At 61.9% G+C, this 21195-nt stretch carries 18 protein-coding genes; 7 read left to right on the top strand and 11 right to left on the bottom strand.

The genetic code is table 11. The features are described 5' to 3' along the window. Positions 1 to 21 precede the first annotated feature (21 nt). The 6 genes from HX815_RS14570 to HX815_RS14545 all read left to right on the top strand — a co-directional run bounded on the left by HX815_RS14570 (position 22) and on the right by HX815_RS14545 (position 5941). Positions 22 to 1215: an SfnB family sulfur acquisition oxidoreductase gene (locus HX815_RS14570; RefSeq protein WP_008435819.1), complete on the top strand. Its 1194-nt coding sequence runs from the start codon at positions 22 to 24 to the stop codon at positions 1213 to 1215. Continuing rightward, positions 1215 to 2567 carry an LLM class flavin-dependent oxidoreductase gene (locus HX815_RS14565; protein WP_177028469.1) on the top strand — a complete coding sequence of 451 codons (1353 nt, stop codon included), beginning with the start codon at positions 1215 to 1217 and terminating at the stop codon, positions 2565 to 2567. The genes HX815_RS14570 and HX815_RS14565 overlap by 1 nt, the downstream gene beginning before the upstream one ends. A 143-nt stretch (positions 2568 to 2710) precedes the next feature. Further along, positions 2711 to 3526, top strand: a complete 816-nt coding sequence (locus tag HX815_RS14560; protein ID WP_003211844.1) for a MetQ/NlpA family ABC transporter substrate-binding protein — start codon at positions 2711 to 2713, stop codon at positions 3524 to 3526. Next, entirely contained in the window at positions 3523 to 4641 is a 1119-nt protein-coding gene (locus HX815_RS14555) for a methionine ABC transporter ATP-binding protein (protein WP_177028468.1), read from the top strand. The genes HX815_RS14560 and HX815_RS14555 overlap by 4 nt, the downstream gene beginning before the upstream one ends. Further along, entirely contained in the window at positions 4631 to 5275 is a 645-nt protein-coding gene (locus HX815_RS14550; RefSeq protein ID WP_003211840.1) for a methionine ABC transporter permease, read from the top strand. The genes HX815_RS14555 and HX815_RS14550 overlap by 11 nt, the downstream gene beginning before the upstream one ends. 39 nt (positions 5276 to 5314) lie before the next feature. Then, complete coding sequence (locus HX815_RS14545) at positions 5315 to 5941, top strand: bifunctional 2-polyprenyl-6-hydroxyphenol methylase/3-demethylubiquinol 3-O-methyltransferase UbiG (protein WP_177028467.1); 627 nt, start codon at positions 5315 to 5317, stop codon at positions 5939 to 5941. A 94-nt stretch (positions 5942 to 6035) separates the two neighbouring features. On the opposite strand, the gene HX815_RS14540 is transcribed toward HX815_RS14545, so the two are convergent. From HX815_RS14540 to HX815_RS14525, 4 genes are all read right to left on the bottom strand, one after another. After that, the gene (locus tag HX815_RS14540) at positions 6036 to 8219 is read right to left on the bottom strand and encodes a glycoside hydrolase (RefSeq protein ID WP_177028466.1); all 2184 of its coding nucleotides are present in this window, start codon (positions 8217 to 8219) and stop codon (positions 6036 to 6038) included. A gap of 120 nt (positions 8220 to 8339) precedes the next feature. Next, on the bottom strand, positions 8340 to 11393 hold the full coding sequence (locus HX815_RS14535; protein ID WP_087692737.1) for an efflux RND transporter permease subunit: 3054 nt from the start codon (positions 11391 to 11393) through the stop codon (positions 8340 to 8342). Next, positions 11390 to 12460, bottom strand: a complete 1071-nt coding sequence (locus tag HX815_RS14530) for an efflux RND transporter periplasmic adaptor subunit (RefSeq protein WP_003211833.1) — start codon at positions 12458 to 12460, stop codon at positions 11390 to 11392. Before HX815_RS14530 ends, HX815_RS14535 begins: the two co-directional genes overlap by 4 nt. After that, positions 12457 to 13560, bottom strand: a complete 1104-nt coding sequence (locus HX815_RS14525) for an efflux RND transporter periplasmic adaptor subunit (RefSeq protein WP_177028465.1) — start codon at positions 13558 to 13560, stop codon at positions 12457 to 12459. Before HX815_RS14525 ends, HX815_RS14530 begins: the two co-directional genes overlap by 4 nt. A gap of 122 nt (positions 13561 to 13682) precedes the next feature. On the opposite strand from HX815_RS14525, the gene HX815_RS14520 reads away from it, so the two are divergent. Then, positions 13683 to 14843 (top strand): AAA family ATPase, encoded by a 1161-nt coding sequence (locus tag HX815_RS14520; protein WP_177028464.1) that lies wholly within the window; start codon positions 13683 to 13685, stop codon positions 14841 to 14843. A gap of 134 nt (positions 14844 to 14977) precedes the next feature. On the opposite strand, the gene HX815_RS14515 is transcribed toward HX815_RS14520, so the two are convergent. From HX815_RS14515 to HX815_RS14485, 7 genes are all read right to left on the bottom strand, one after another. Further along, complete coding sequence (locus HX815_RS14515) at positions 14978 to 15853, bottom strand: transporter substrate-binding domain-containing protein (RefSeq protein WP_008435828.1); 876 nt, start codon at positions 15851 to 15853, stop codon at positions 14978 to 14980. Then, a complete protein-coding gene (locus tag HX815_RS14510; protein ID WP_177028463.1) occupies positions 15850 to 16626 on the bottom strand; it encodes an amino acid ABC transporter ATP-binding protein in 777 nt (258 codons plus the stop codon). The genes HX815_RS14515 and HX815_RS14510 overlap by 4 nt, the downstream gene beginning before the upstream one ends. After that, on the bottom strand, positions 16623 to 17282 hold the full coding sequence (locus tag HX815_RS14505) for an amino acid ABC transporter permease (protein ID WP_008435829.1): 660 nt from the start codon (positions 17280 to 17282) through the stop codon (positions 16623 to 16625). The genes HX815_RS14510 and HX815_RS14505 overlap by 4 nt, the downstream gene beginning before the upstream one ends. Continuing rightward, the gene (locus HX815_RS14500; protein WP_003211825.1) at positions 17263 to 17928 is read right to left on the bottom strand and encodes an amino acid ABC transporter permease; all 666 of its coding nucleotides are present in this window, start codon (positions 17926 to 17928) and stop codon (positions 17263 to 17265) included. The genes HX815_RS14505 and HX815_RS14500 overlap by 20 nt, the downstream gene beginning before the upstream one ends. 560 nt (positions 17929 to 18488) lie before the next feature. Continuing rightward, the gene (locus tag HX815_RS14495; protein WP_003211822.1) at positions 18489 to 19271 is read right to left on the bottom strand and encodes a MetQ/NlpA family ABC transporter substrate-binding protein; all 783 of its coding nucleotides are present in this window, start codon (positions 19269 to 19271) and stop codon (positions 18489 to 18491) included. A 232-nt stretch (positions 19272 to 19503) separates the two neighbouring features. Continuing rightward, positions 19504 to 20424, bottom strand: a complete 921-nt coding sequence (locus tag HX815_RS14490; protein ID WP_003211821.1) for a sigma 54-interacting transcriptional regulator — start codon at positions 20422 to 20424, stop codon at positions 19504 to 19506. A gap of 48 nt (positions 20425 to 20472) precedes the next feature. Then, positions 20473 to 21054 carry an alpha/beta hydrolase gene (locus tag HX815_RS14485; protein ID WP_003211820.1) on the bottom strand — a complete coding sequence of 194 codons (582 nt, stop codon included), beginning with the start codon at positions 21052 to 21054 and terminating at the stop codon, positions 20473 to 20475. Between the last annotated feature and the right edge of the window lie 141 nt (positions 21055 to 21195).

The following is a 21195-nucleotide window of genomic DNA, read 5'->3' as shown; positions in this document are numbered from 1 at the left end:
CCAGACCTCTGGAGAATACGCATGACCCTTTCTCATCACGTCGCGGTTATTACCAGCGATGAACAAGCCCTCATTGTCGCCAGCGACCTGGCCGAAGACTTCCGCCGCGACAGCGCCTTGCGTGACCGTGAACGCCGCCTGCCCTTGCCTGAGCTGGACGTGTTTTCCCGCTCCGGCCTGTGGGGCATCAGCGTACCCAAGGAGTTCGGTGGTGCCGGCGTTTCCAACGTCACCCTGGCCAAAGTCACGGCACTGATTGCCCAGGCGGATGCGTCCCTGGGGCAGATCCCGCAAAACCATTTTTATGCCCTCGAAGTGCTGCGGGTGAACGGCAGCCCGGCGCAGCAAAAACGCCTGTACGCCGAAGTGCTCGCCGGCCAGCGCTTCGGCAATGCCCTGGCAGAACTGGGCACCAAGACCGCCCACGACCGCATCACCAAGATCACCCGCGACGGTGACGGTTTCCGTATCACCGGCCGCAAGTTCTACTCGACCGGCGCGATCTACGCCCAACGTATTCCCACGTCCGTGGTGGACGAAAACGGTGTGCAGCAACTGGCCTTTGTCACCCGTGACAGCGAGGGCCTGAGTGTGATCGACGACTGGAGCGGCTTCGGCCAGCGCACCACTGGCAGCGGTTCGGTGGTGTTCGATAACGTGTGGGTCGCGGCCCAGGACGTGATCCCGTTCCAGAGTGCCTTCGAGCGCCCGACCACTGTCGGCCCGCTGGCGCAGATCCTTCACGCCGCCATCGACACCGGCATTGCCCGCGCAGCCTATGAAGATGCCCTGCACTTCGTGCGCACCAAGACCCGGCCGTGGATCGATGCCACCAGCGACAAGGCCACCGAAGATCCGCTGACCCTGAAAAGCTTCGGCCACTTGAGCATCCGCCTGCACGCCACCGAAGCCCTGCTGGAACGCTCAGGCGAATTCCTCGACCGCGCCCAGGCCGACAGCAATGCCGACACCGTCGCGGCCGCATCCATCGCGGTCGCCGAAGTGCGCGCCCTCAGCACCGAGATTTCCCTGGCGGCCGGCAGCACCCTGTTCGAACTCGCCGGCAGCCAGGCGACCCTCGCCGAACACGGCCTGGACCGCCACTGGCGCAACGCCCGGGTGCACACCCTGCACGACCCGGTGCGCTGGAAGTACTTTGCTGTGGGCAATTACTACCTCAACGATGAAAACCCGCCACTGCGGGGGACTATCTGATGGCGAAGAAAAAAATCCTGTTCAATGCCTTCAATATGAACTGCATCGGGCACATCAACCACGGCCTGTGGACCCATCCACGGGACAACTCGACCCAGTACAAAACCATCGAGTACTGGACCGAACTGGCGCAGTTGCTGGAACGCGGACTGTTCGACGGGCTGTTCATCGCCGACATCGTCGGCGTGTATGACGTCTACCAGAACTCGGTGGACGTGCCGCTCAAGGAGGCGATCCAGCTGCCGGTCAACGACCCGTTGCTGCTGGTCTCGGCCATGGCGGCGGTGACCAAAAACCTTGGCTTCGGCCTGACCGCCAACCTCACCTACGAACCGCCGTATCTGTTCGCCCGGCGCATGTCGACCCTCGACCACCTGAGCCGTGGCCGGGTGGGCTGGAACATCGTCACCGGCTACCTCGACAGCGCCGCCAAGGCTATGGGCCTGACCGAGCAGGTCGAGCACGACCGGCGCTACGACCAGGCCGACGAATACCTGGAGGTGCTCTACAAACTCTGGGAAGGCAGCTGGGAAAACGACGCGGTGATCAACGATCCGCAGGCGCGGGTGTATGCCCAGCCGGAGAAGGTGCACAAGGTCGAGCACAAGGGCGAGTTCTATCAGGTGGAGGGTTATCACCTGTGCGAGCCGTCGCCGCAACGCACGCCGGTGCTGTTCCAGGCGGGCAGCTCCGACCGTGGACTGCTGTTTGCCGGGCGTCACGCCGAGTGCGTGTTCATCAGCGGGCAGAACAAGGCCTCGACCAAGATCCAGGTGGACAAGGTGCGCGCCAGCGCCGTGGAAGCCGGGCGCAACCCGGACGATATCAAGGTGTTCATGGGCCTGAACGTGATTGTCGGCGCCACCGAAGAAGCTGCGTGGGCCAAGCACGCCGAGTACCTGAGCTACGCCAGTGCGGAAGCCGGCGTGGCGCATTTCTCGGCCTCTACGGCGATTGATTTTTCACAGTACGAAATCGACGAACCGATCCAGTACGTGAAGAGCAACGCCATCCAGTCCGCGACCAAGAACCTGCAGAACAATGACTGGACCCGGCGCAAGTTGCTTGAGCAGCACGCCCTGGGCGGGCGCTACATCACCCTGGTGGGTTCGCCGGCACAGGTGGCGGATGAACTTGAATCATGGATCAGCGAAACCGGCCTGGATGGCTTCAACCTGACGCGCATCGTCACCCCGGAAAGCTACGTCGACTTCATCGAACTGGTGGTGCCGGAGCTGCAGCGCCGGGGCTCGTACAAGACCGCGTATGAGACCGGGACGTTGCGGGAGAAAGTCTTCCACCACTCGGCGCACTTACCTGAACAACACACCGGCTCCACCTACCGCCACTGAACCAAAATGTGGGAGCGGGCTTGCTCGCGAAAGCGCTGTATCAGTCGCCGGATGCATTCACTGACACACCGCTTTCGCGAGCAAGCCCGCTCCCACAGTTGACCGAGTTGTTTGCACTCACACCTTATGACTGGAAATCCACTATGAAAAAAACATTGCTCAGCCACCCAGTCAAAGCACTGGCGCTCGCCCTCGGATTGTTCAGCTCGGCGGTATTCGCCGCTGACGCACCGTTGAAAGTCGGCACCACCGCCGCCTTCGCCATTCCCCTGGAGGCCGCCGTCGAAGAGGCCGGCAAACAGGGTTTGAAAGTCGAACTGGTGGAATTCACCGACTGGATCGCACCCAACGTCAGCCTGGCAGCCGGCGATATCGACGTGAACTACTTCCAGCACATCCCGTTTTTGGAAAACGCCAAGGCCGCTGCGGGCTTTGACCTGGTGCCGTACGCGCCGGGCATCATCAACAACGTCGGGCTGTATTCGAAGAAGTACAAGAGCATCAACGACCTGCCCCAGGGCGCCAGCGTGGCGATTGCCAACGACCCGATCAACAGTGGTCGCGGCCTGCAACTGCTGGCCAAGGCCGGCTTGATCACGCTCAAGCCGGGCGTGGGCTACAAGGCCACTGAAGAAGACATCGTCACCAACCCGAAGAAGATCAAGATCCTGCAAGTCGAAGCCGTGCAACTGGTGCGCGCTTATGACGACGCCGACCTGGTGCAGGGCTACCCGGCGTATATCCGCCTGTCCAAGACCTTCGATGCCGAGTCGGCGCTGCTGTTCGACGGCCTCGACCACCCGGAATACGTGATCCAGTTCGTGGTCCAGCCCAAGAGCAAAACCGACCCGCGGGTGATCAAGTTCGTCGACATCTACCAGCACTCGCCGGTGGTGCGCGCCGCGTTGGATAAATCCCTTGGCAAGCTCTACCAAGTGGGCTGGGAAGATAAAAAATGACCGCCGCCCACTCTCAACTGCGCGACCTGGGCCTGCCGCCCAGGGACGCCGAGCAGACAGAACTGCACCCGGACCTGAATCGCGCGCACGTGCGCTTTATCAACCTGAGCAAGACCTATGACGGCCAATCCGTGCCCGCCCTGCAAGGCATCGACCTGGCGATCCAGCGCGGCGAAGTCTTCGGCATCATCGGCCGCAGCGGCGCCGGCAAGTCGTCGCTGATCCGCACCATCAACCGCCTGGAACAACCGAGCAGCGGCCGGGTATTGATTGACCAGGTGGACATCGGCGACTTCGACGAAGACCGCCTGGTCGCCCTGCGCCGACGCATCGGCATGATCTTCCAGCACTTCAACCTGATGTCGGCCAAGACCGTGTGGCAGAACGTCGAACTGCCGTTGAAAGTCGCAGGCGTGCCCAAGGAGCAGCGCGAGAAGAAGGTGCGTGAACTGCTGGAATTGGTCGGTTTGCAGGATAAGCACAAGGCTTACCCGGCCCAGCTGTCCGGCGGGCAGAAACAGCGGGTGGGCATCGCCCGCTCACTGGTGCATGACCCACAGATTCTGTTGTGCGACGAAGCCACTTCAGCGCTCGACCCTGAGACCACGCAATCCATCCTCGGCCTGCTGCGGGAGATCAACAAACGCCTGGGCCTGACCATCGTGCTGATCACCCACGAAATGGCCGTGATTCGCGAAATCTGCGATCGCGTGGTGGTGCTGGAACACGGCCATGTGGTCGAGCAAGGTCCGGTGTGGGAAGTGTTCGGCAACCCGCAGCATGAGGTCAGTAAAACCCTGCTGGCGCCGCTGCAACATGGCCTTCCTGAAGAGTTGCAAAGCCGCCTGCAGGCCAATCCGACCTCAAAGGACGCCGCCGTGGTGCTGCGCTTGCAACTGACTGGCAGTGCCGAAGACGAACCCGATCTTGCTGCGTTGTTCAGCGCCCTCGGCGGGCGCGTGCGCTTGCTGCAAGGCGGTGTGGAACGCATCCAGGGCCACGCCTTGGGGCAATTGCTGCTGGCGGTGAGCGGCTCGTCCCTGACCGCCGAAGAACTGCGCAGCCGCGCCGGGCGCTGGGCACAACAGGTGGAGGTGCTGGGCTATGTGGTTTGATCGTTTATTGCAGGGCGCCATCGATACGCTGTTGATGGTCGGAGTGTCGTCGTTGATTGCATTGCTGGTGGGGATTCCGCTGGCGGTGTTCCTGGTGACCAGCGACAAGGGCGGCATCTATCAGGCGCCTGCCTTGAATCGGGTGCTGGGGGCGTTCGTTAACCTGTTCCGCTCGATCCCGTTTTTGATTTTGATGGTGGCGCTGATTCCGTTCACCCGGTTGATCGTCGGCACCACCTATGGCGTGTGGGCGGCGGTGGTGCCGTTGACCATCGCGGCCACGCCGTTCTTCGCGCGGATCGCCGAAGTCAGCTTGCGCGAAGTCGATCACGGCTTGATCGAAGCGGCGCAAGCCATGGGTTGCCGGCGCTGGCATATCGTCTGGCATGTGCTGCTGCCGGAGGCGCTGCCGGGGATTGTCGGCGGGTTCACGATTACCCTGGTGACGATGATCAACTCCTCGGCCATGGCCGGCGCAATTGGCGCCGGTGGACTGGGGGATATTGCCTATCGCTATGGCTATCAGCGTTTTGACACGCAGATCATGCTCACCGTGATTGTGCTGCTGGTGATCCTGGTAGCCGTGATTCAGTTGGGCGGCGATCGGTTGGCCAGGGTTCTGAACAAGAGGTGAGGTATAGTCGGGCCATCTCAGCGCCCGGTATAACCTGCCATGAAACTCGCCCCCGACGACCTCGACCAGATCACCTCCACCACCCTTGGCCACTACAACAAAGTGGCCGAGGATTTTCGTGAAGGCACCCGCGATCACGATGTGAGCCAGAACATTGATGCGTTGCTGCGGCATATCCAGGGCGACGCACCGTTTACCGTGCTGGATTTCGGCTGCGGGCCGGGGCGGGATTTGCAGACGTTTACCCGCATGGGCCACATCGCGGTGGGGCTCGATGGTTCGGAGCGCTTTGCACAGATGGCCCGGGAAGACAGCGGCTGTGAAGTGCTGCAACAGGACTTCCTGAAGCTGGATTTGCCGGCCGGCCGTTTCGACGGGATCTTCGCCAATGCGGTGCTGTTTCATATTCCCAAGCAGGAACTGCCGCGCATTCTTGGGCAGTTGCATGGGGCGTTGAAGGTCGGTGGAGTGTTGTTCAGCTCAAACCCTCGGGGTGAAAACCAGGAGGGCTGGAATGGGCCACGGTATGGCTCGTATCACGACTTGCAGGCGTGGCAGGCATTGCTGACGGCTGCGGGGTTTGTGGAGCTGGAGCATTACTACCGGCCAGCGGGATTGCCTCGGGAACAACAGCCGTGGCTGGCGAGTGTGTGGCGCAAGCTGTAGGTCTTTGTTGTTTGGGCTTACGCCTTCGCGAGCAAGCCCGCTCCCACATTTTGGAATGCATTTCCCTGTGGGAGCGGGCTTGCTCGCGAAGGACTCACAGCCGCCACTCATCCACCTGATACACCACAGCCTGGGCGCCAGGCACAAAAGCCGTAATACGCCCCTCAGCAAAATTCGCCACCAACCGCGTTCCATCGGCAAACGTGGTCTGCTGCACCTGTTTATCTTCGGTCAGCCAGCGAAAATCGGTCATCGCCTGAGTCGCCAACCGTTCATGCAGCGGCCGGAAGAACGCGTCCTGGCGCTGAATCACCGGCAAGCGCTGCTTCACCGTCGCCGCACTCAGGTGATACAGCGGCGGCACGTTGTAGAGCAGTTGCGTCAGCTCGTTTTCGGCCCGCACGTTGCTCAGTTTCAGGCTGTCGAACAGCCAATGGTGGGTGGTGATCACCGAGCCATGGAACACCGCCTGATACAGCGGCAGGCGCATCGTCGGGTCAAAGTAGACCGTGCGAAACGGCTCTTTCAACGGCACCGACTTGAAGAACACCGCCGGCTGTTCCGGCGGGTACCAAGCCCCGACGTAATACGGCGACTGCTTGTCCTTGGTCATCTCACGATCACCCCAGCCCAGCACCGGCGTTTGCATGCCGTGGGCAAACAGGATGCCTCGGGCGGTGATCGCGTTGCCGTCCTCGGAACCTGCCGGCAACTTCAGCGCCGTATTGATCCAGCGGGCCGCATCGATATTGCCTTCGGCGTTTTGTGCCTGGGTCAGGCTCGCACCCGTGCGATAGCTGTCGAACAACATGCTGGTGGCATAGGCGTCTAGGAACCAGGCGTTGAACCCGGACTTGGCCTGCACCGCCTTGATCCGCGCCTCCAGCAACGGCCGCACGCAGCGCGGGTCGGTGTAGTGGCCGGACTTCTGGAAGCCTGTCTTGAGCTGGCCGCCCTTCAACACGATCGCGCACTCGCCATAGGCCTTGCTGCCCAGATGCGCGGTGGTCCAGTCGGGATTTTCAGTGGCAGACAGTGCCGTTTCATAAGAGTCGTAGGGCGCCATCAGGTAACCGGCTTCGACCCCGGTCTTCACCGCCTCAGGATGCCAGAGCCCGCCTTCCCAGCCTTCGCCCTGGGTCACCAGCAGGCGCTTGAGACCGGCGCCTTTCAGCGCGTTGGTGACGGACAAGGTGTTGCCCCAAGTCTCAGGCGTGGCGCTCAAGGCACCGGCAAAGGCCACGGCCAACTCACGACGCAGCGCACCATAGCCATCAGCGAGTTGGGTCATATTCGGCTCGGTGGAGGGCTGCCAGCTTTGCCGGGCCTTTGTGTTGATCGCCGCGTTCAGGCCGCGCAGCAGGACAGCCTGCTCATACGGTTGCTTGACCTGCCGAACCTGCGCAGCCTCTTTGTCCAGCAAGCCATTCAATTCAGCCGCCAAGCCTTTACCGCTGCGTAGCAGCTTGAGCAGTTGCGGCCAGTCGCGCACATCCCCCGGAGCCAGCAGATCATTGCCCCACAGGTAGATATGGCTGGCGCCCAGCAGCTTTTCCGCTTCCGGGGTTTGCCGCAACTTGTCCGCCAACGGTTCAAACAGCCCGTGCTCCACCAACCACTGGTGATAACGCTTGGCGCCGGCCAGCGGGTCGCTTTCGCCCAGGTGCAACAGAACGGTCATCGGCGCCGCGGGGTCCAGCGTGGTGAATTCATGGAAGGCGGACAACGCCAGTCCTTTGCCGTCGGCCTGCCAGCTCAAACGGTTGTTGTAAGGATTGGTCATCAGCCAGTTTAGGGTGAACGCGCCGTGATCCACGCCCCACAGCGGCAAGCTGAGGTCCTGGGTGGTGTTGACGTCGCCCTGTTCCAGCAGGAAGTCCTGCCACACACCATTGCCCGCCGGCACGTAATGCCCTTCGGCCAGGGGCCAGATCAGGCCCTTGCCCATGGCGCTGGCGGGTTGGCGCAGGATCGCCAACTCACCGGCATCACGGGCGGTAATCGTCAGGGCAAGATCCCGTTGCTCGAGGGTGGCGCTCAGGCGATAGGCGCCATCGTCCCATTGCCAACTGGCCTGACGGGTGCTTTGGGAGAGCTGGTTGACCCTGTGCGCAGGGCCTCCGCTTGAAGCCTGCACGGCGGTCTTGTCGCTGGGGATAACGTGGATCGCAAGGGTCGCCGGGTCGATCTCAACCCGCCACAGGGCGTTCTCCAGCACCGTGCCGGCAAGGGCCACGGGCGACAGTAACAAGCTACAAACCAGCAGGAAACAACGCATGGGGCAGGCCTTGGCAAAGGATCAGGCCCGGAGGGTAAAACAATTGATCGGGTGCGAAGGGCAAAAAAATGTTTCAGGGAACATTCCCACGTCCGTGTAGGAATGTCACCGCTGTGGCCGTCAGGCTTGTTCTTTCTTCGGCTCGCGAATCTTGTACCAGGCCACGTACAGCGCCGGCAGGAACAGCAGCGTCAGCAAGGTGGCGATGATGATCCCGCCGATCATCGCGTAGGCCATCGGACCCCAGAACACTTCACGGGCGATAGGGATCATGCCCAGGCTGGCCGCTGCTGCGGTCAGCAGGATCGGCCGGCGCCGGTGTTCGGTAGCTTCCACCACCGCGTCCCACGGCGTGTAGCCGTCGCGCTCGTAGGCGTCGATCTGCGTCACCAGGATCACCGAGTTACGGATGATGATGCCGATCAGCGCAAGGATCCCCAGAATCGCCACAAAGCCCATGGGCGTGCCCGTGGGAATCAGCGCCAACACCACGCCAATCAGCCCCAGCGGCGCCACGCTGGCCACCAGGAACATCTTCTGCACGCTGTGCAGCTGGATCATCAGGAAGGTCGCCATCAGGAACAGCATCAACGGCACTACCTTGGCAATCGGGCCCTGGGCCTTGCCGCTTTCTTCCACGGTGCCGCCGGTGGCGACCTTGTAGCCCACCGGCAACCCAGCACTGAACTTGTCGATGTCCGGCTTGAGCTGTTTCACCAGGTCGGTCGGCTGCATGTCGTCGCGCACCGCCGCCTTGATGGTGATGGTCGGCTTGCGGTCGCGACGCCATACCAACGGCTGTTCCAGCTCATAACGCACGGTGGCGAACGCCAGCAGCGGAATAGAGGTGCCGTTGGGTGTGACGATCTGCAGGTTCTGCAAGGTTTCCGGCGTACCGCGTTCGGCATCTTCGGCGCGGCCGACCACGTTGATCAGGTAGATATCGTCATGCACCTGGGTCACCGACGCACCGCTGACCACGCTGTTCATCAACTGCGCCACGTCTTCCGACGACAGCCCCAGTTGCCGCGCCTTGTCCTGGGCGATGTCCACCCGCAGGACTTTGCCCGGCTCGTTCCAGTCGTAGATGATCTCGCCCATGTGGGTATTTTTATCGAGCATGGTCGCCAGTTCGATCGCGTGTTTGCGCACCTGGTCGATGTCCTTGCCAGACACCCGGTACTGGATCGGACGCCCCACCGGCGGGCCCATTTCCAGTGGCTGCACGAAGCTGCCCACGCCGACAAAATCTTCCCGCAGGCGTTTTTGCAGGCGCGCAATCAAGGCGCCGCGCTCTTCCAGGCCCTTGCTGACGATCACCAGTTGCGCGTAGTACGGGTTCTCCAGTTGCTGGTCGAGCGGCAGGTAGAAACGGATCGCGCCCTGGCCGATATAGGTGCTCCAGCGGGCGATGTCCGGGTCGTCCTTGATGATCGCCTCAAGACGGTCGACGGCCTTGCGGGTCTCGTTGATCGAGGCGTTTTGCGGCAGGTTGAGGTCGACGAGGATTTCCGGACGGTCCGAAGACGGGAAAAACTGGTTCTGCACAAACTGCATGGAAAACACCGACGCCACAAACAACAGCACCGTGATGCCGATGGCCCACCAGCGATTGCGCATGGCCCACAGCATGCCGCCATTGAACGCCCGGCCCACCCGGCCGGGCTCGGCATTGTGGGGTTTTACCTTGCTGCTGAGGATGTGCACGCCGAGCACCGGCGCGAACAACACCGCGACCACCCACGACACCAGCATCGCCACGGCAATCACCGCAAACAGCGTGAAGGTGTACTCACCCGCCGAACTGGCATTAAGGCCAATCGGCACAAAACCGGCAACGGTCACCAGCGTACCGGTCAACATCGGGAATGCCGTGGAGGTGTAGGCGAAGGTCGCGGCCTGCTCCTTGGTCTCGCCTTTTTCCAGGCGCGTGATCATCATCTCCACGGTGATCATCGCGTCGTCCACCAACAGGCCGAGGGCAATGATCAACGCGCCCAGCGACACCCGCTGCATGGTGATGCCGCTGTACTCCATGAACACGAACACCAGCGCCAGCACCAATGGAATCGAGCACGCCACCACCAACCCGGCACGCACGCCGAGGCTGATAAAGCTCACCACCAGCACGATGATCACCGCCTCGAACAACGCGCTGGTAAAGCCGCCGACGGCCTCCTCCACCACTTCGGCCTGGTCGGAAACCTTGTGCACGCCCACACCCACCGGCAGGTCGGCGGTCAGGTCGTCCATGCGTTTGTGCAGGGCCTTGCCGAAGTCCTGGATGTTGCCGCCCTTCTGCATGGCGATGGCCAAGCCGATGGCGGGTTTGCCGTTGAAGCGGAACATCGGCGTCGACGGGTCGACATAGCCACGGGTGATTTCCGCCACGTCGGCCAGCCGATAGAAACGGTCATTGAGCCGCAGGTTGACGTTGGCCAGGTCCTTCTCCGAGGCGAACTGCCCGGAGGTGCGCACCGAAATCCGCTCCGGCCCGGCCTCGATCACCCCAGCCGGGGTCACGGCGTTCTGCGATTGCAGGCTCTGCACCACCTGGCGCTGATCGATCCCCAGCGCTGCGAGTTTGCGGGTGGAGAAATTCAGGTAAATCACTTCGTCCTGCTGGCCGATCATCTCGACCTTGCCCAGCCCCGGTACCGAACGAATTTCGGCGCGCACCTGCTCCACGTAATCGCGCAGCTGGCGCATCGACAGGCCGTCGGCGGTAAACGCGTACACCGAGCCGAACACATCCCCGAACTCGTCGTTGAACGCCGGCCCCTGCAAGCCTTGGGGGAAGCTGCCGCGAATATCGTCGATCTTCTTGCGGACCTGGTACCAGATCTGCGGGATGTCCTTGGCGCTGGTGGTGTCCCGCAGGAACACGAACACCGTGGACTCGCCGGGCCGGGTGTAGCTCTTCACGTAGTCGAGGGAGTCCAGCTCTTCGAGTTTTTTCTCGATGCGGTCGGTGACCTGCTTCAGGGTCTCTTCCTGAGTCGCACCCGGCCAGCGGGTCTGGATCACCATGGTCTTGATGGTGAACGACGGGTCTTCCTCGCGACCGAGGTTCATGTACGAGAACACGCCCATCAGCAGCGCGACGAACATCAGGTACCAGACGAAGGACTGATGCTTGAGGGCCCAGTCGGATAAGTTGAAGCTCCCTTTCATCGCGGGCTGTCCTCGTCGATTTTAACTTTTTGCCCGGGCTTCAGGCTGTTCACGCCGGCACTCACCACCCGCTCGCCGGGTTTGACGCCGGCGTTGAGCAAGGCGCTGTCGGCGTCACGGCTGACGATGCTGACGTCACGGGGCTGTACGGTCTGGCTTTGGGTGTCGATGACCCAGATGCGGGTCTTGCCGTCGGCTTCCTGCAAGGCGCTGAGGGGCAATTCGATACGCGGCGCGATGGCTGAACTCAGGGTCACGCTGATGGCGGTGCCAAGGCGGAACGCGGGCGGTGTTTCCGCCAGGGTCAGGCGGGCGCGACGGGTGCGCGTGGCGCTTTGGGCCTGGGGTTCGATCTCGCGCACGGTGGCGGTGGTGCTGACCGTGGGGTCCATCTGCCCGGCGACCAGGAACACCACATCCGGCGGCAGGCGCTCGGCGAGGCCGGCGGGCAAGTCGATGACGGCTTCCTTGATGTCCGGTCGTGCCAGGGTCACCACTTGCTGCCCGGCGCTGACCACCTGGCCGGCCTCGGCATTCCAGGCGGTGACGATGCCTGCATGGTCGGTGCGCAGTTCGGCGTAGTTGAGCTGGTCCTTGGCCTGGTTGACCGAGGCCCTGGCCTGATCCAGGGAAGCCTGGGTGGTTTTCAGGTCGGTCTGGGCGATGTCCAGCTGGGCCTGGGCGCCGACGCCACGGTTGAACAATTCCTGCTGGCGGCGGGCATTGGCCTGGGCGTTGATCCACTGTGCCTGGACCCGGGCCAGGTCGCCCTGGGCGGCGCGCAACTGGTTCTGTTGATCGGTGGGGTCGAGCACGGCGAGCAACGCGCCCTGCTGCACTTCAGCGCCCACGTCGACCGCGCGCCGGGCGATACGGCCTGGCACACGGAAACCGAGATTGCTTTCGTAGCGGGCCTGGATCGTGCCGGCGAAGCGGCCGAGGTTTTCCTGGTCCTCGGCTTTCACTTCAATCGACAGCACCGGGCGCACCGGTTCCGGTGCCGGTTCTTCCTTGGAACACGCCATCAACAGCAGGCTGGCGGCGAGCACACACGTCAACTGCTTCATGGCTGCACTCCCTGGGCCTGGGCCTGATCCGGCGGCTGGGCGATTTCCACGATCATGCCGGGATGCAGCAATTGCCCGCCGGCCACCACGACTTTTTCGCCGCCCTTGAGGCCGTCGCTGATGATCACCTTGCCGGTCAGGTAACGCGCGACCGTGACCTTGTGCAGTTGCGCCTTGCCGTCGTCGTCCACCAGCCAGACAGCCGGCGCACTGATGTCTTTGGTCAAGGCAGCCCACGGCAATTCGATGCTGGCCTTGGCCGGCCCGTTGGCGGTGGCGCTGACCACCGAGCCCAGTTGCATGCCCTTGGGCAGCGCGTCGAGGGCGATTTTGACTTGCACCGTGCCGGTATTGGCGGCAACGGCCGGGGTGACTTCGCGCACCTTGCCCACGGCGGTGATCTGCGGGTTTTCCAGCAGGCTGACGGTAATCGGTTTGTCCGGCGGCGGCTCCACCAGCAGCGATTCATAGACGTTGAACACCGCGTCGCGCTCGCCATCCCGGGCCAGGCTGAAAATCGGCACGGTGGCCTGCACCACCTGGCCCACCTCGGCCTGGCGGGCGGTGATGATGCCCGGCGCGTCGGCGACCAGCGAGGTGTAGCCCAACTGCTCGCGGGCATTGGCCAACTGCGCCTGGGCCGCGGTCAGCGCGCTCTGGCTGCTGCGCAACGCGGCCTGGGCAGAGTCGTATTCGCTGCGGCTGGTGTAGCCCTTGGGCAAGAGTTTTTCCTGGCGCACAAACGCGGCGGCGGTCTGTTTGACCCGCGCCTGCTCGGCGACCACCTGGGCCTGGGCGGAGTCGACATTGGTCTGCAAATCTTTCGGATCGAGCTTGGCCAGCACCTGCTTGGCGCTGACGCGGTCGCCGACATCCACCATGCGCTGGATAATCTTGCCGCCGACGCGGAACGACAGATCGGTCTGCACCCGGGCCTGGATATCGCCGGTCAAGGTCACGGCGGCGGCAAAGTCGGTGGACTTCACCGTCTGCACAAACACCCGGGAATGCTCCTTGGGTTCGGCTTTTTCCTGGCCGCAACCGCTCAGCAGCGCCAGCAAGCCAAGGCCGAGGATAAATGTGAGTTTGTGACCGCCCATGCAGGCTCCTTTTGCGTGATGCCGACGTGCCAGTGTCTATGCGACTGTGAGCTTAGAACAGGGTTCCTTATCTGCATGGAGAATCCCATACTCCAGGGGTTCCCAAACCGATAATTTTTCTCATGCTCAAGACCCTCGCGGTGGCCAATTACCGCTCGATCAACAAATTGGTGGTGCCGCTGGATCGGTTGAACCTGATTACCGGCCCCAATGGCAGCGGCAAGTCCAACCTGTACCGCGCCCTGCGGCTGCTGGCGGAGACGGCCCAGGGCGGCGTGATCAACGCACTGGCCCGCGAGGGTGGGCTGGATTCAACCTTCTGGGCCGGGCCGGAAAGCATCAGCCGGCGCATGCTCAGTGGTGAAGTGGCGGTGGAGCCCATCGTGCGCCAGGGCGCCAAGCGCTTGCGCTTGGGGTTTGCCGCAGAGGATTTCAGCTATGCGATTTCCCTGGGGTTGCCCGAGAAGACCTTGTCCTATTTTTCCCTGGACCCGGAGATCAAGAAAGAATGCATCTGGGCCGGGCATGTATTTCGCCCGGCGAGCCTGCTGGTGCAGCGCTCCGGCCCGATGGTACGTGCCCGCGATGGCCGCGCCTGGGATGTACTGGCCCAGCACACGCCGAACTACCACAGCCTGTTCGATCAGGTCGGCAGCCTGCGGGGTTCGCCGGAGGTATTGCTGCTGCGCGAAAGCATTCGCGGCTGGCGCTTTTATGATCATTTTCGCAGCGACGTCGACGCCCCGGTGCGCCAGCCGCAACTGGGCACGCGTACGCCGGTGCTGCATCACGATGGGCGGGACTTGGCGGCGGCGTTGCAGACCATCCGCGAGATCGGCGACCCCGAGGCGTTGCAGCGGGCGATCAGCGATGCGTTTCCGGGCGCACGGTTGAATATCGAGCCGTTGCAGGGCGGACGCTTTGCCATCGAGTTTTATCAGGAAGGATTGCTGCGGCCGTTATCGGCGGCGGAGCTGTCGGACGGGACCTTGCGCTACTTGCTGCTGGTGGCGGCGCTGCTGACGCCGAGGCCACCGACGATGATGGTATTGAACGAACCGGAAACCAGCTTGCACCCGGATCTTTTGCCGGCGTTGGCGCGGCTGATCATCCAGGTGTCGCAGCAGTGTCAGGTGTGGGTGGTGTCCCATGCCAGCCGCTTGATTGCGGCGTTGCAGCAGGATGAAGGGTGTAATTCGATCGTGCTGGAGAAGGTGATGGGGCAGACGCAGGTAGTGGGGCAGCGGGTGCTGGATGAGCCGGCGTGGCATTGGCCCAGTTAGGCGGTGCCTGTGAGGGCCTCTTCGCGAGCAAGCCCGCTCCCACATTTGTCCGCATTCCAAAGGTGGAACTCGGTCGAATGTGGGAGCGGGCTTGCTCGCGAAGACGGTAGATCAGTCACCCAACAGCTAACTGATCAACCCTGCCACTTCCCGCCTTCAACAATCACACTCTCAGGCTTGGTGTCATCGCTCAGTTCCTTGCGAACATACTGGTCATACAGCTTGAGCAAATACTTCTCTTCGCCCAACTTCGCCAGCTCGGCATTCACCCAATCCCGCAATTCGATGTTGCCCTTCTTCACCGCCGGCGCAATCGGCGCTTCATCCCCCAGTTTCTGCTCCAGCACGCGATAGCCCGGGTTCTGCTTGGCCCAGCTGAACAGCACCAGGTTGTCCTGGGCATAGGCATCACCACGGCCCGCCGACAACGCTTGCAGCGACTCGGAATTTTTCTCGAACTTCAGCAGTTTCCAGTCCGGGTGGTTCTTGGTCAGCCAGATATCCGCGGTGGTGCCGGTGGTGACGATGGTGGTGCGGGTCGCCAGGTCGTCCAGGCTCTTCACCGAGCTGTCCTGCGGCACCAGGGCCTGCACCGCGACTTTCAGGTTCGGGTTGGTGAAGTCCACCGCTTCCTTGCGCTCCGGCGTCACCGTCATGTTGGCGAGGATCAGGTCGACCTTGTCGCTTTGCAGGAACGGAATGCGGCTCGCCGGCTCTACGGCGACGAATTCAACCTTGTTCTCGTCGCCCAGCAGGTCCTTGGCGAAACGGCGGCCGATGTCGGTATCGAAGCCGACATAGCGGCCGGACTCATCCACGAAACCAAACGGCGGCTTGTCGGTGAATACGCCGACGATCAGCTTGTCCCGCGCCTTGATCTTGTCGATGTAGCTCACTGCAGCGGGTGCCGGGGTGGCAGCGGCAGCCGTCTTGGCGGGCTCTTCGGACTTATTGCAGCCGGCCAGCAAAGCGAGGCCGAACAGGGGGAATAACAACTTGGCAGTTTTCATGACAGCTCCAGTTCCTTGGTTCTTTTGGGCAGTGTTGAAACGAAGGAGAACTTCTCCAGGAACTGCTGCGCGCGTGCGGTTTGCGGGTTCGTAAAGAATGCCTCGGGGGTGTTTTGTTCGAGGATGCGGCCGGCCTCCATGAACACCACGCGGTCGGCGACGGCGCGGGCGAAGGCCATTTCATGGGTGACGATCAGCAGCGTCATGCCGTCCCGGGCCAGGCCCTGGATCACTTCCAGTACTTCCTTGACCATCTCCGGGTCGAGGGCGGCGGTGACTTCGTCAAACAGCATGACCTGCGGGTTCATGCACAACGAGCGGACGATGGCGATGCGTTGCTGCTGGCCGCCCGAGAGCTGGCGCGGGTAGGCGTCACGCTTGTCCGAGAGGCCCACCCGTTCCAGCAGTTTTTCTGCCTGGGCCCGGGCTTCGCGGGGCTCGCGCTTTTGCACTTTCAGCGGGCCGAGCAGGAGGTTGTCGAGCACGCTCATGTGCGGGAACAGGTGATAACTCTGGAACACCATGCCCACGTCCTGGCGCACCTGGCGCCAGTCGGTGGCCTTGTCCAGCAGCTCCTTGCCGGCAAAACGCAGGCTGCCGCTGTGGGCCAATTCCAGGCCATTGAGGCACCGCAGCAAGGTGCTTTTGCCGCAACCGCTGGGGCCGAGGATCACCACCACTTCGCCGCTTTGCACACTCAGGTCGATGCCGTCGAGCACCTGCTGGTCGCCGAAAAACTTGTTGAAACCCTGGAACTCGATCAATGCGCTCATGCTTGGGCCCAGCGCCGTTCCAGCACCTTGGAGGCGGCCGACAACGGGTAGCAGATAAAGAAGAAAAACAGGAACAGCGCGCCGTAGATCAACACCGACTCGTAGGTGCGCTCGATGATTTGCTGGCCGACCTTGATCACGTCCACCACACCGATCAGCACCGCCAGGGAGCTGGTCTTGATGATGCGGGTGTAGACGTTGATGGTCGGCGGCGTCATGCGTTTCAGGGCCTGGGGCAACAGCACGTAGCCGTACAGTTGCGGGTCCGACAGGCCAATCGACAGGCCGGCTTCACGCTGGCCACGGGGCAACGAATGCAACGCACCGCGCACCACTTCGCCGACTTCACTGGCGCCCCACAGCGACAACACCAGCACGGCGCACCAGAAGCTCGGAATGCTCAGGCCAAAGAAAATCGGCAGGCCGAAGAACAGCAAGTACAACCACACCAACACCGGAATGGCACGGAACAGCTCCAGGTAAATTCGCAGCACCAGGTTGATCGCTTTCGAATTCAACGTGCGCAGTACGCCATACACCACGCCGCCGACGGTGCTGAAGGCGATGCTCAAGAACGAGATCGACAGGGTTTGCGCCGCGCCCTTGCCCAGTTGCGGCAAGGACACCCAGAGTAATTCAAGACCCGAACTGGCCATGCTGGAGCCTCCTTTCAAGGCGGCTGAGCAGCAGCGACAGCGGCAGGAATAACAGCACGCAGATCAACGTGAGCACCGCGAGCATTTCGTAGGTTTTGTAGTAGAGGGCGATATAGCTTTTGGTGGTGTAGAGAATCTCCGGCACCGCCACCGCCGACACGATCGTGGTTTCCTTGAGCAGGAAAATAAAGTTCGCAAACAGCGCCGGCAGGCTGAGGATCCCGGCCTGGGGCAGGATCACATGGCGCAGCAGTTGCCAGTGGGACAGCCCGATGGACTTGCCCGATTCGATCTGTGCCAGCGGCACCGCCTCGACACCGGCGCGCAACACTTCCGTGAGGTAGGCGCCGCCGAGAAAGGTCATGGTGATGATTGCCGCCCAGAACCCGGAGATATTCAGCCCCAGGGCCGGCAACGCGAAATAGACGAAAAACAGTTGGATCAGCAGCGGTGTGTTGCGCGCCAACTCCACGTACAGCGCCACCAGGCGCCACACGTAGGGCGTGCGAAACACCAGCAGCGCGGCGTTGATCAAGGCCACCAGCATGGAGGTGCCAATGGCGATCAGGCCGACTTGCAGGGTAACGCCCACGGCCTTGAGAAACGCTGGCAGCGTGCTGAGGATAAATGCGTAATCGAAGGTCATCTGAAATCCCTGACGCCGCAGGGGTAAAGCGGCGTTGGTGCGGTCCGGTCCAGCGTGGGTAACGCCGGGTAGCGCCGACTTTAAAGGTATAAAAAGCAAAATTTAAATACCGAAATAGCATATTGATATCACCCAAATAGATAACCTGCGGATTCGCGGTGCAGATGGATGACAGCTACTGTTCCCGGGGAAGTAGGAAGGGTCTTTTTATCGGAGCTGCACTTCAGGGATAGGCAGCGCGTGGCCAGACTGACGGCCAACCAACAGCGAGGGAGTGAGCGATGAACGAGGCAAAACCGATTGATCCGCAGGAACTGGTGAAGTGGCTGGTGGCACTGCGCAGGGCCATCAATAGCCGGAATCTCTGAGCAGACACAGTCCCAAAAAGTGGGAGCGGGCTTGCTCGCGAATGCGGTGTATCAGTCAGCAGATGTGTTGGCTGACCCACCGCATTCGCGAGCAAGCCCGCTCCCACATTTCGATTGTGTTCCAGCCATAAAAAACGCCGACGCTGTAGAAGCCGTCGGCGTTTAAACCTTGAAGGAGGTTTTTGGGTTCGATCAGAACGCCGGCACGACCGCGCCGTTGTATTTCTTCTCGATGAAAGCTTTCACTTCAGGGCTGGTCAGGGCTTTGGCCAGCTTCTGGATCGCGTCGCTGTCCTTGTTGTCCGGGCGGGCAACCAGGAAGTTCACGTACGGCGACTTGGCGTCTTCGATGATCAACGCGTCCTTGGCCGGGTTCAGGCCGGCTTCCAGGGCGTAGTTGGTGTTGATCAGGTCCAGGTCAACCTGGTCCAGGACGCGTGGCAGCAGCGCCGATTCCAGCTCTTTGAATTTCAGGTGTTTCGGGTTGCTGGCGATGTCTTTCGGCGTGGCCAGGGCGTTGGTCGGGTCTTTCAGAGTGATTACGCCAGCCTTTTGCAGCAGCAGCAGGGCACGGCCGGAGTTGCTGCCTTCGTTCGGGATGGCCACGGTGGCGCCATCTTTGAGCTCAGAGATGTTTTTGATCTTTTTCGAGTAGCCGCCGAAGGGTTCAACGTGCACACCCACTACGGTGACCAGGTTGGTGCCTTTACCCTTGTTGAAGTTTTCCAGGTACGGCAGGGTCTGGAAGTAGTTGGCGTCCAGACGCTTCTCGGCCACCTGTACGTTCGGTTGTACGTAGTCGGTGAAGACTTTGATTTCCAGGTCCACGCCTTCTTTGGCCAGGGTCGGCTTGACCAGCTCAAGGATCTCGGCGTGCGGGATCGGGGTAGCGGCTACCACCAGTTTCTCGTTGGCCTGGGCGAAGCTTGCGGTCAGGGCAGCCGCCAGTGCGGTAAACAACAGAACCTTTTTCATGCAGTGTCCTTATCGAAAATCCGGGTCGTCTGGGACGGCCGCTTTTTTAGTGGATGCCAGCGAAGTGCTATCGCGGCGTGGAGCGGACAATACCGAGGTTTTTTATTCCAGAACAATACTTTTTATTCACTTTGATATTCCATTTTGTTCATGCAGGAACCCGTCTTGCCGGCGATGGCGGTCTTGAGCCTTGCGATGCTCCTGAGGACGCCATCGCCGGCAAGCCGGGCTCCTACAAAACAGCGTGTTCTTTCAGATAGCTTTTCAGGGCTTCAACCTCGGCGGCGCTGGCGTGGCCAAGAATTCGCCGCACCTGCTCCACAGGCGAACCCGCCACGGGCAGGTTCAAATGCTCAGGCAGAATCTCGTCGCCACTGCTGACCAGCAAGGCAAAGTGAATCACGTTCTCCAACTCCCGGGTGTTGCCCGGCCAGCTGTGATGTTCCAGCACGCGCTGGGCTTCGTCGCTGATCAGCGGCACCGGCAGGTCGAGGCGCTGGCTGTAGATGCCGAGGAAATATTCGGCCAGTGACAGGATGTCGCCCACCCGCTCGCGCAGTGCGGGCAGCTCCAGTTGGCCTTCGCTGAGGTAATGGAACAGGCGCTCATGAAACTTGCCGGCCGCCACGGCCTGGGCGAGGTCGATGCTGGTGGCCGCCACCAGCCGCACATCCACCGGGCTTGGCTGATGGGCGCCGACGCGAGTGACTTCGTGGTTTTCCAGCGCCGCCAGCAGCTTGACCTGGATTGGCAGCGGCAAGTCGCCGATTTCATCCAGGTACAACGTGCCGCCGTTGGCCGAGCCAAACCAGCCGGCGCGGCTGCTGGCTGCGCCGCTGTGGCTGCCTGCGGCGTAGCCGAACAGTTCGGCGTCGGCGTATGTCGGGCTGATGGCGCCGCAATTCACCGAGACAAACAGGCCGGTGCGGTCGCTGCCACGGTGGATATGCCGGGCGAGCAACTCCTTGCCGCTGCCGGTTTCGCCGCGGATCAACACGGGCAAGGCACGGGGGGCGAGGTTTTCGAGGTCTTCGCGCAGTTGCCGCGAACGCGGGTCGACAAACACCAGCGCCTTGGCACGAATGCTCAGGGGGCTTTTTTCGGCGTCGGGGAAGGTCAGCAGGGGCTGACCGAAGGTTTCATGCAGGCTCATGGCAGGCTCCCGCCCCATCCACGAAGGGGAAGGGGCGTTTAAAAAATTTTATGCACGGCGCCGGGAGTGATGTTCCAGGCGATTTTGCAGGCGATAGAGGTAGGCGAAACCCTGTTCCCAGCGTTGATGGCCGGACTTCACGTTGATGTGCCCGGCGCCCGCGAGAATTCCCGCTTCGGCGCCCCAGTTACGTGCCAGTTCCAGGGCGCGGGTGGCGCTGACGGCGCTGTCGTTGTCGGAGCTGACGACCTGGCTTGGGAACGGCAGCAGGTGGCTGGGGATTGGCGCAAAGTTACGCAGGGCGGGTGCGCAGGCAGGGCGTTCGACATCGGCCGGGGCCACCAGCAGGGCGCCGCGTACCTGACGCAGGAACTGCACCGGTGCGGTGGCCGCCCAATGGGCGACGGTGATGCAGCCCAGGCTGTGGGCGATCAGAATCACCGGGGTGCTGTCGGCGGCGATGGCTTCGGCCAGGGCTGCCACCCAGTCTTCGCGGCGTGGGGTGAGCCAGTCGGCCTGCTCCACACGAGCGCTGTTGGGCAGGCTGTTCTGCCAATGACTTTGCCAATGATCTTCTGGCGATCCTTGCCAGCCCGGCACGATCAGATAACGAATCGACTCGCTGTGCATGGGTGTGCCCTCCTGCAGCGTTTAACGTTGTGGGTCAGTATAGGCACGGGGTATATATTCGTTAAGGAATAAGAAGCTATTTATTAATAACCAAAAATCGAGTGTTAAAAGCCAAATCAAAAACCAGAGCGAAAGCAGAGC

Source organism: Pseudomonas sp. E6002 (genome assembly GCF_013385565.1).
Classification (GTDB): Bacteria; Pseudomonadota; Gammaproteobacteria; order Pseudomonadales; family Pseudomonadaceae; genus Aquipseudomonas.
The sequence above is the reverse complement of the archived record's forward strand: the minus strand, read 5'-3'. Positions and strand labels throughout refer to the sequence as shown.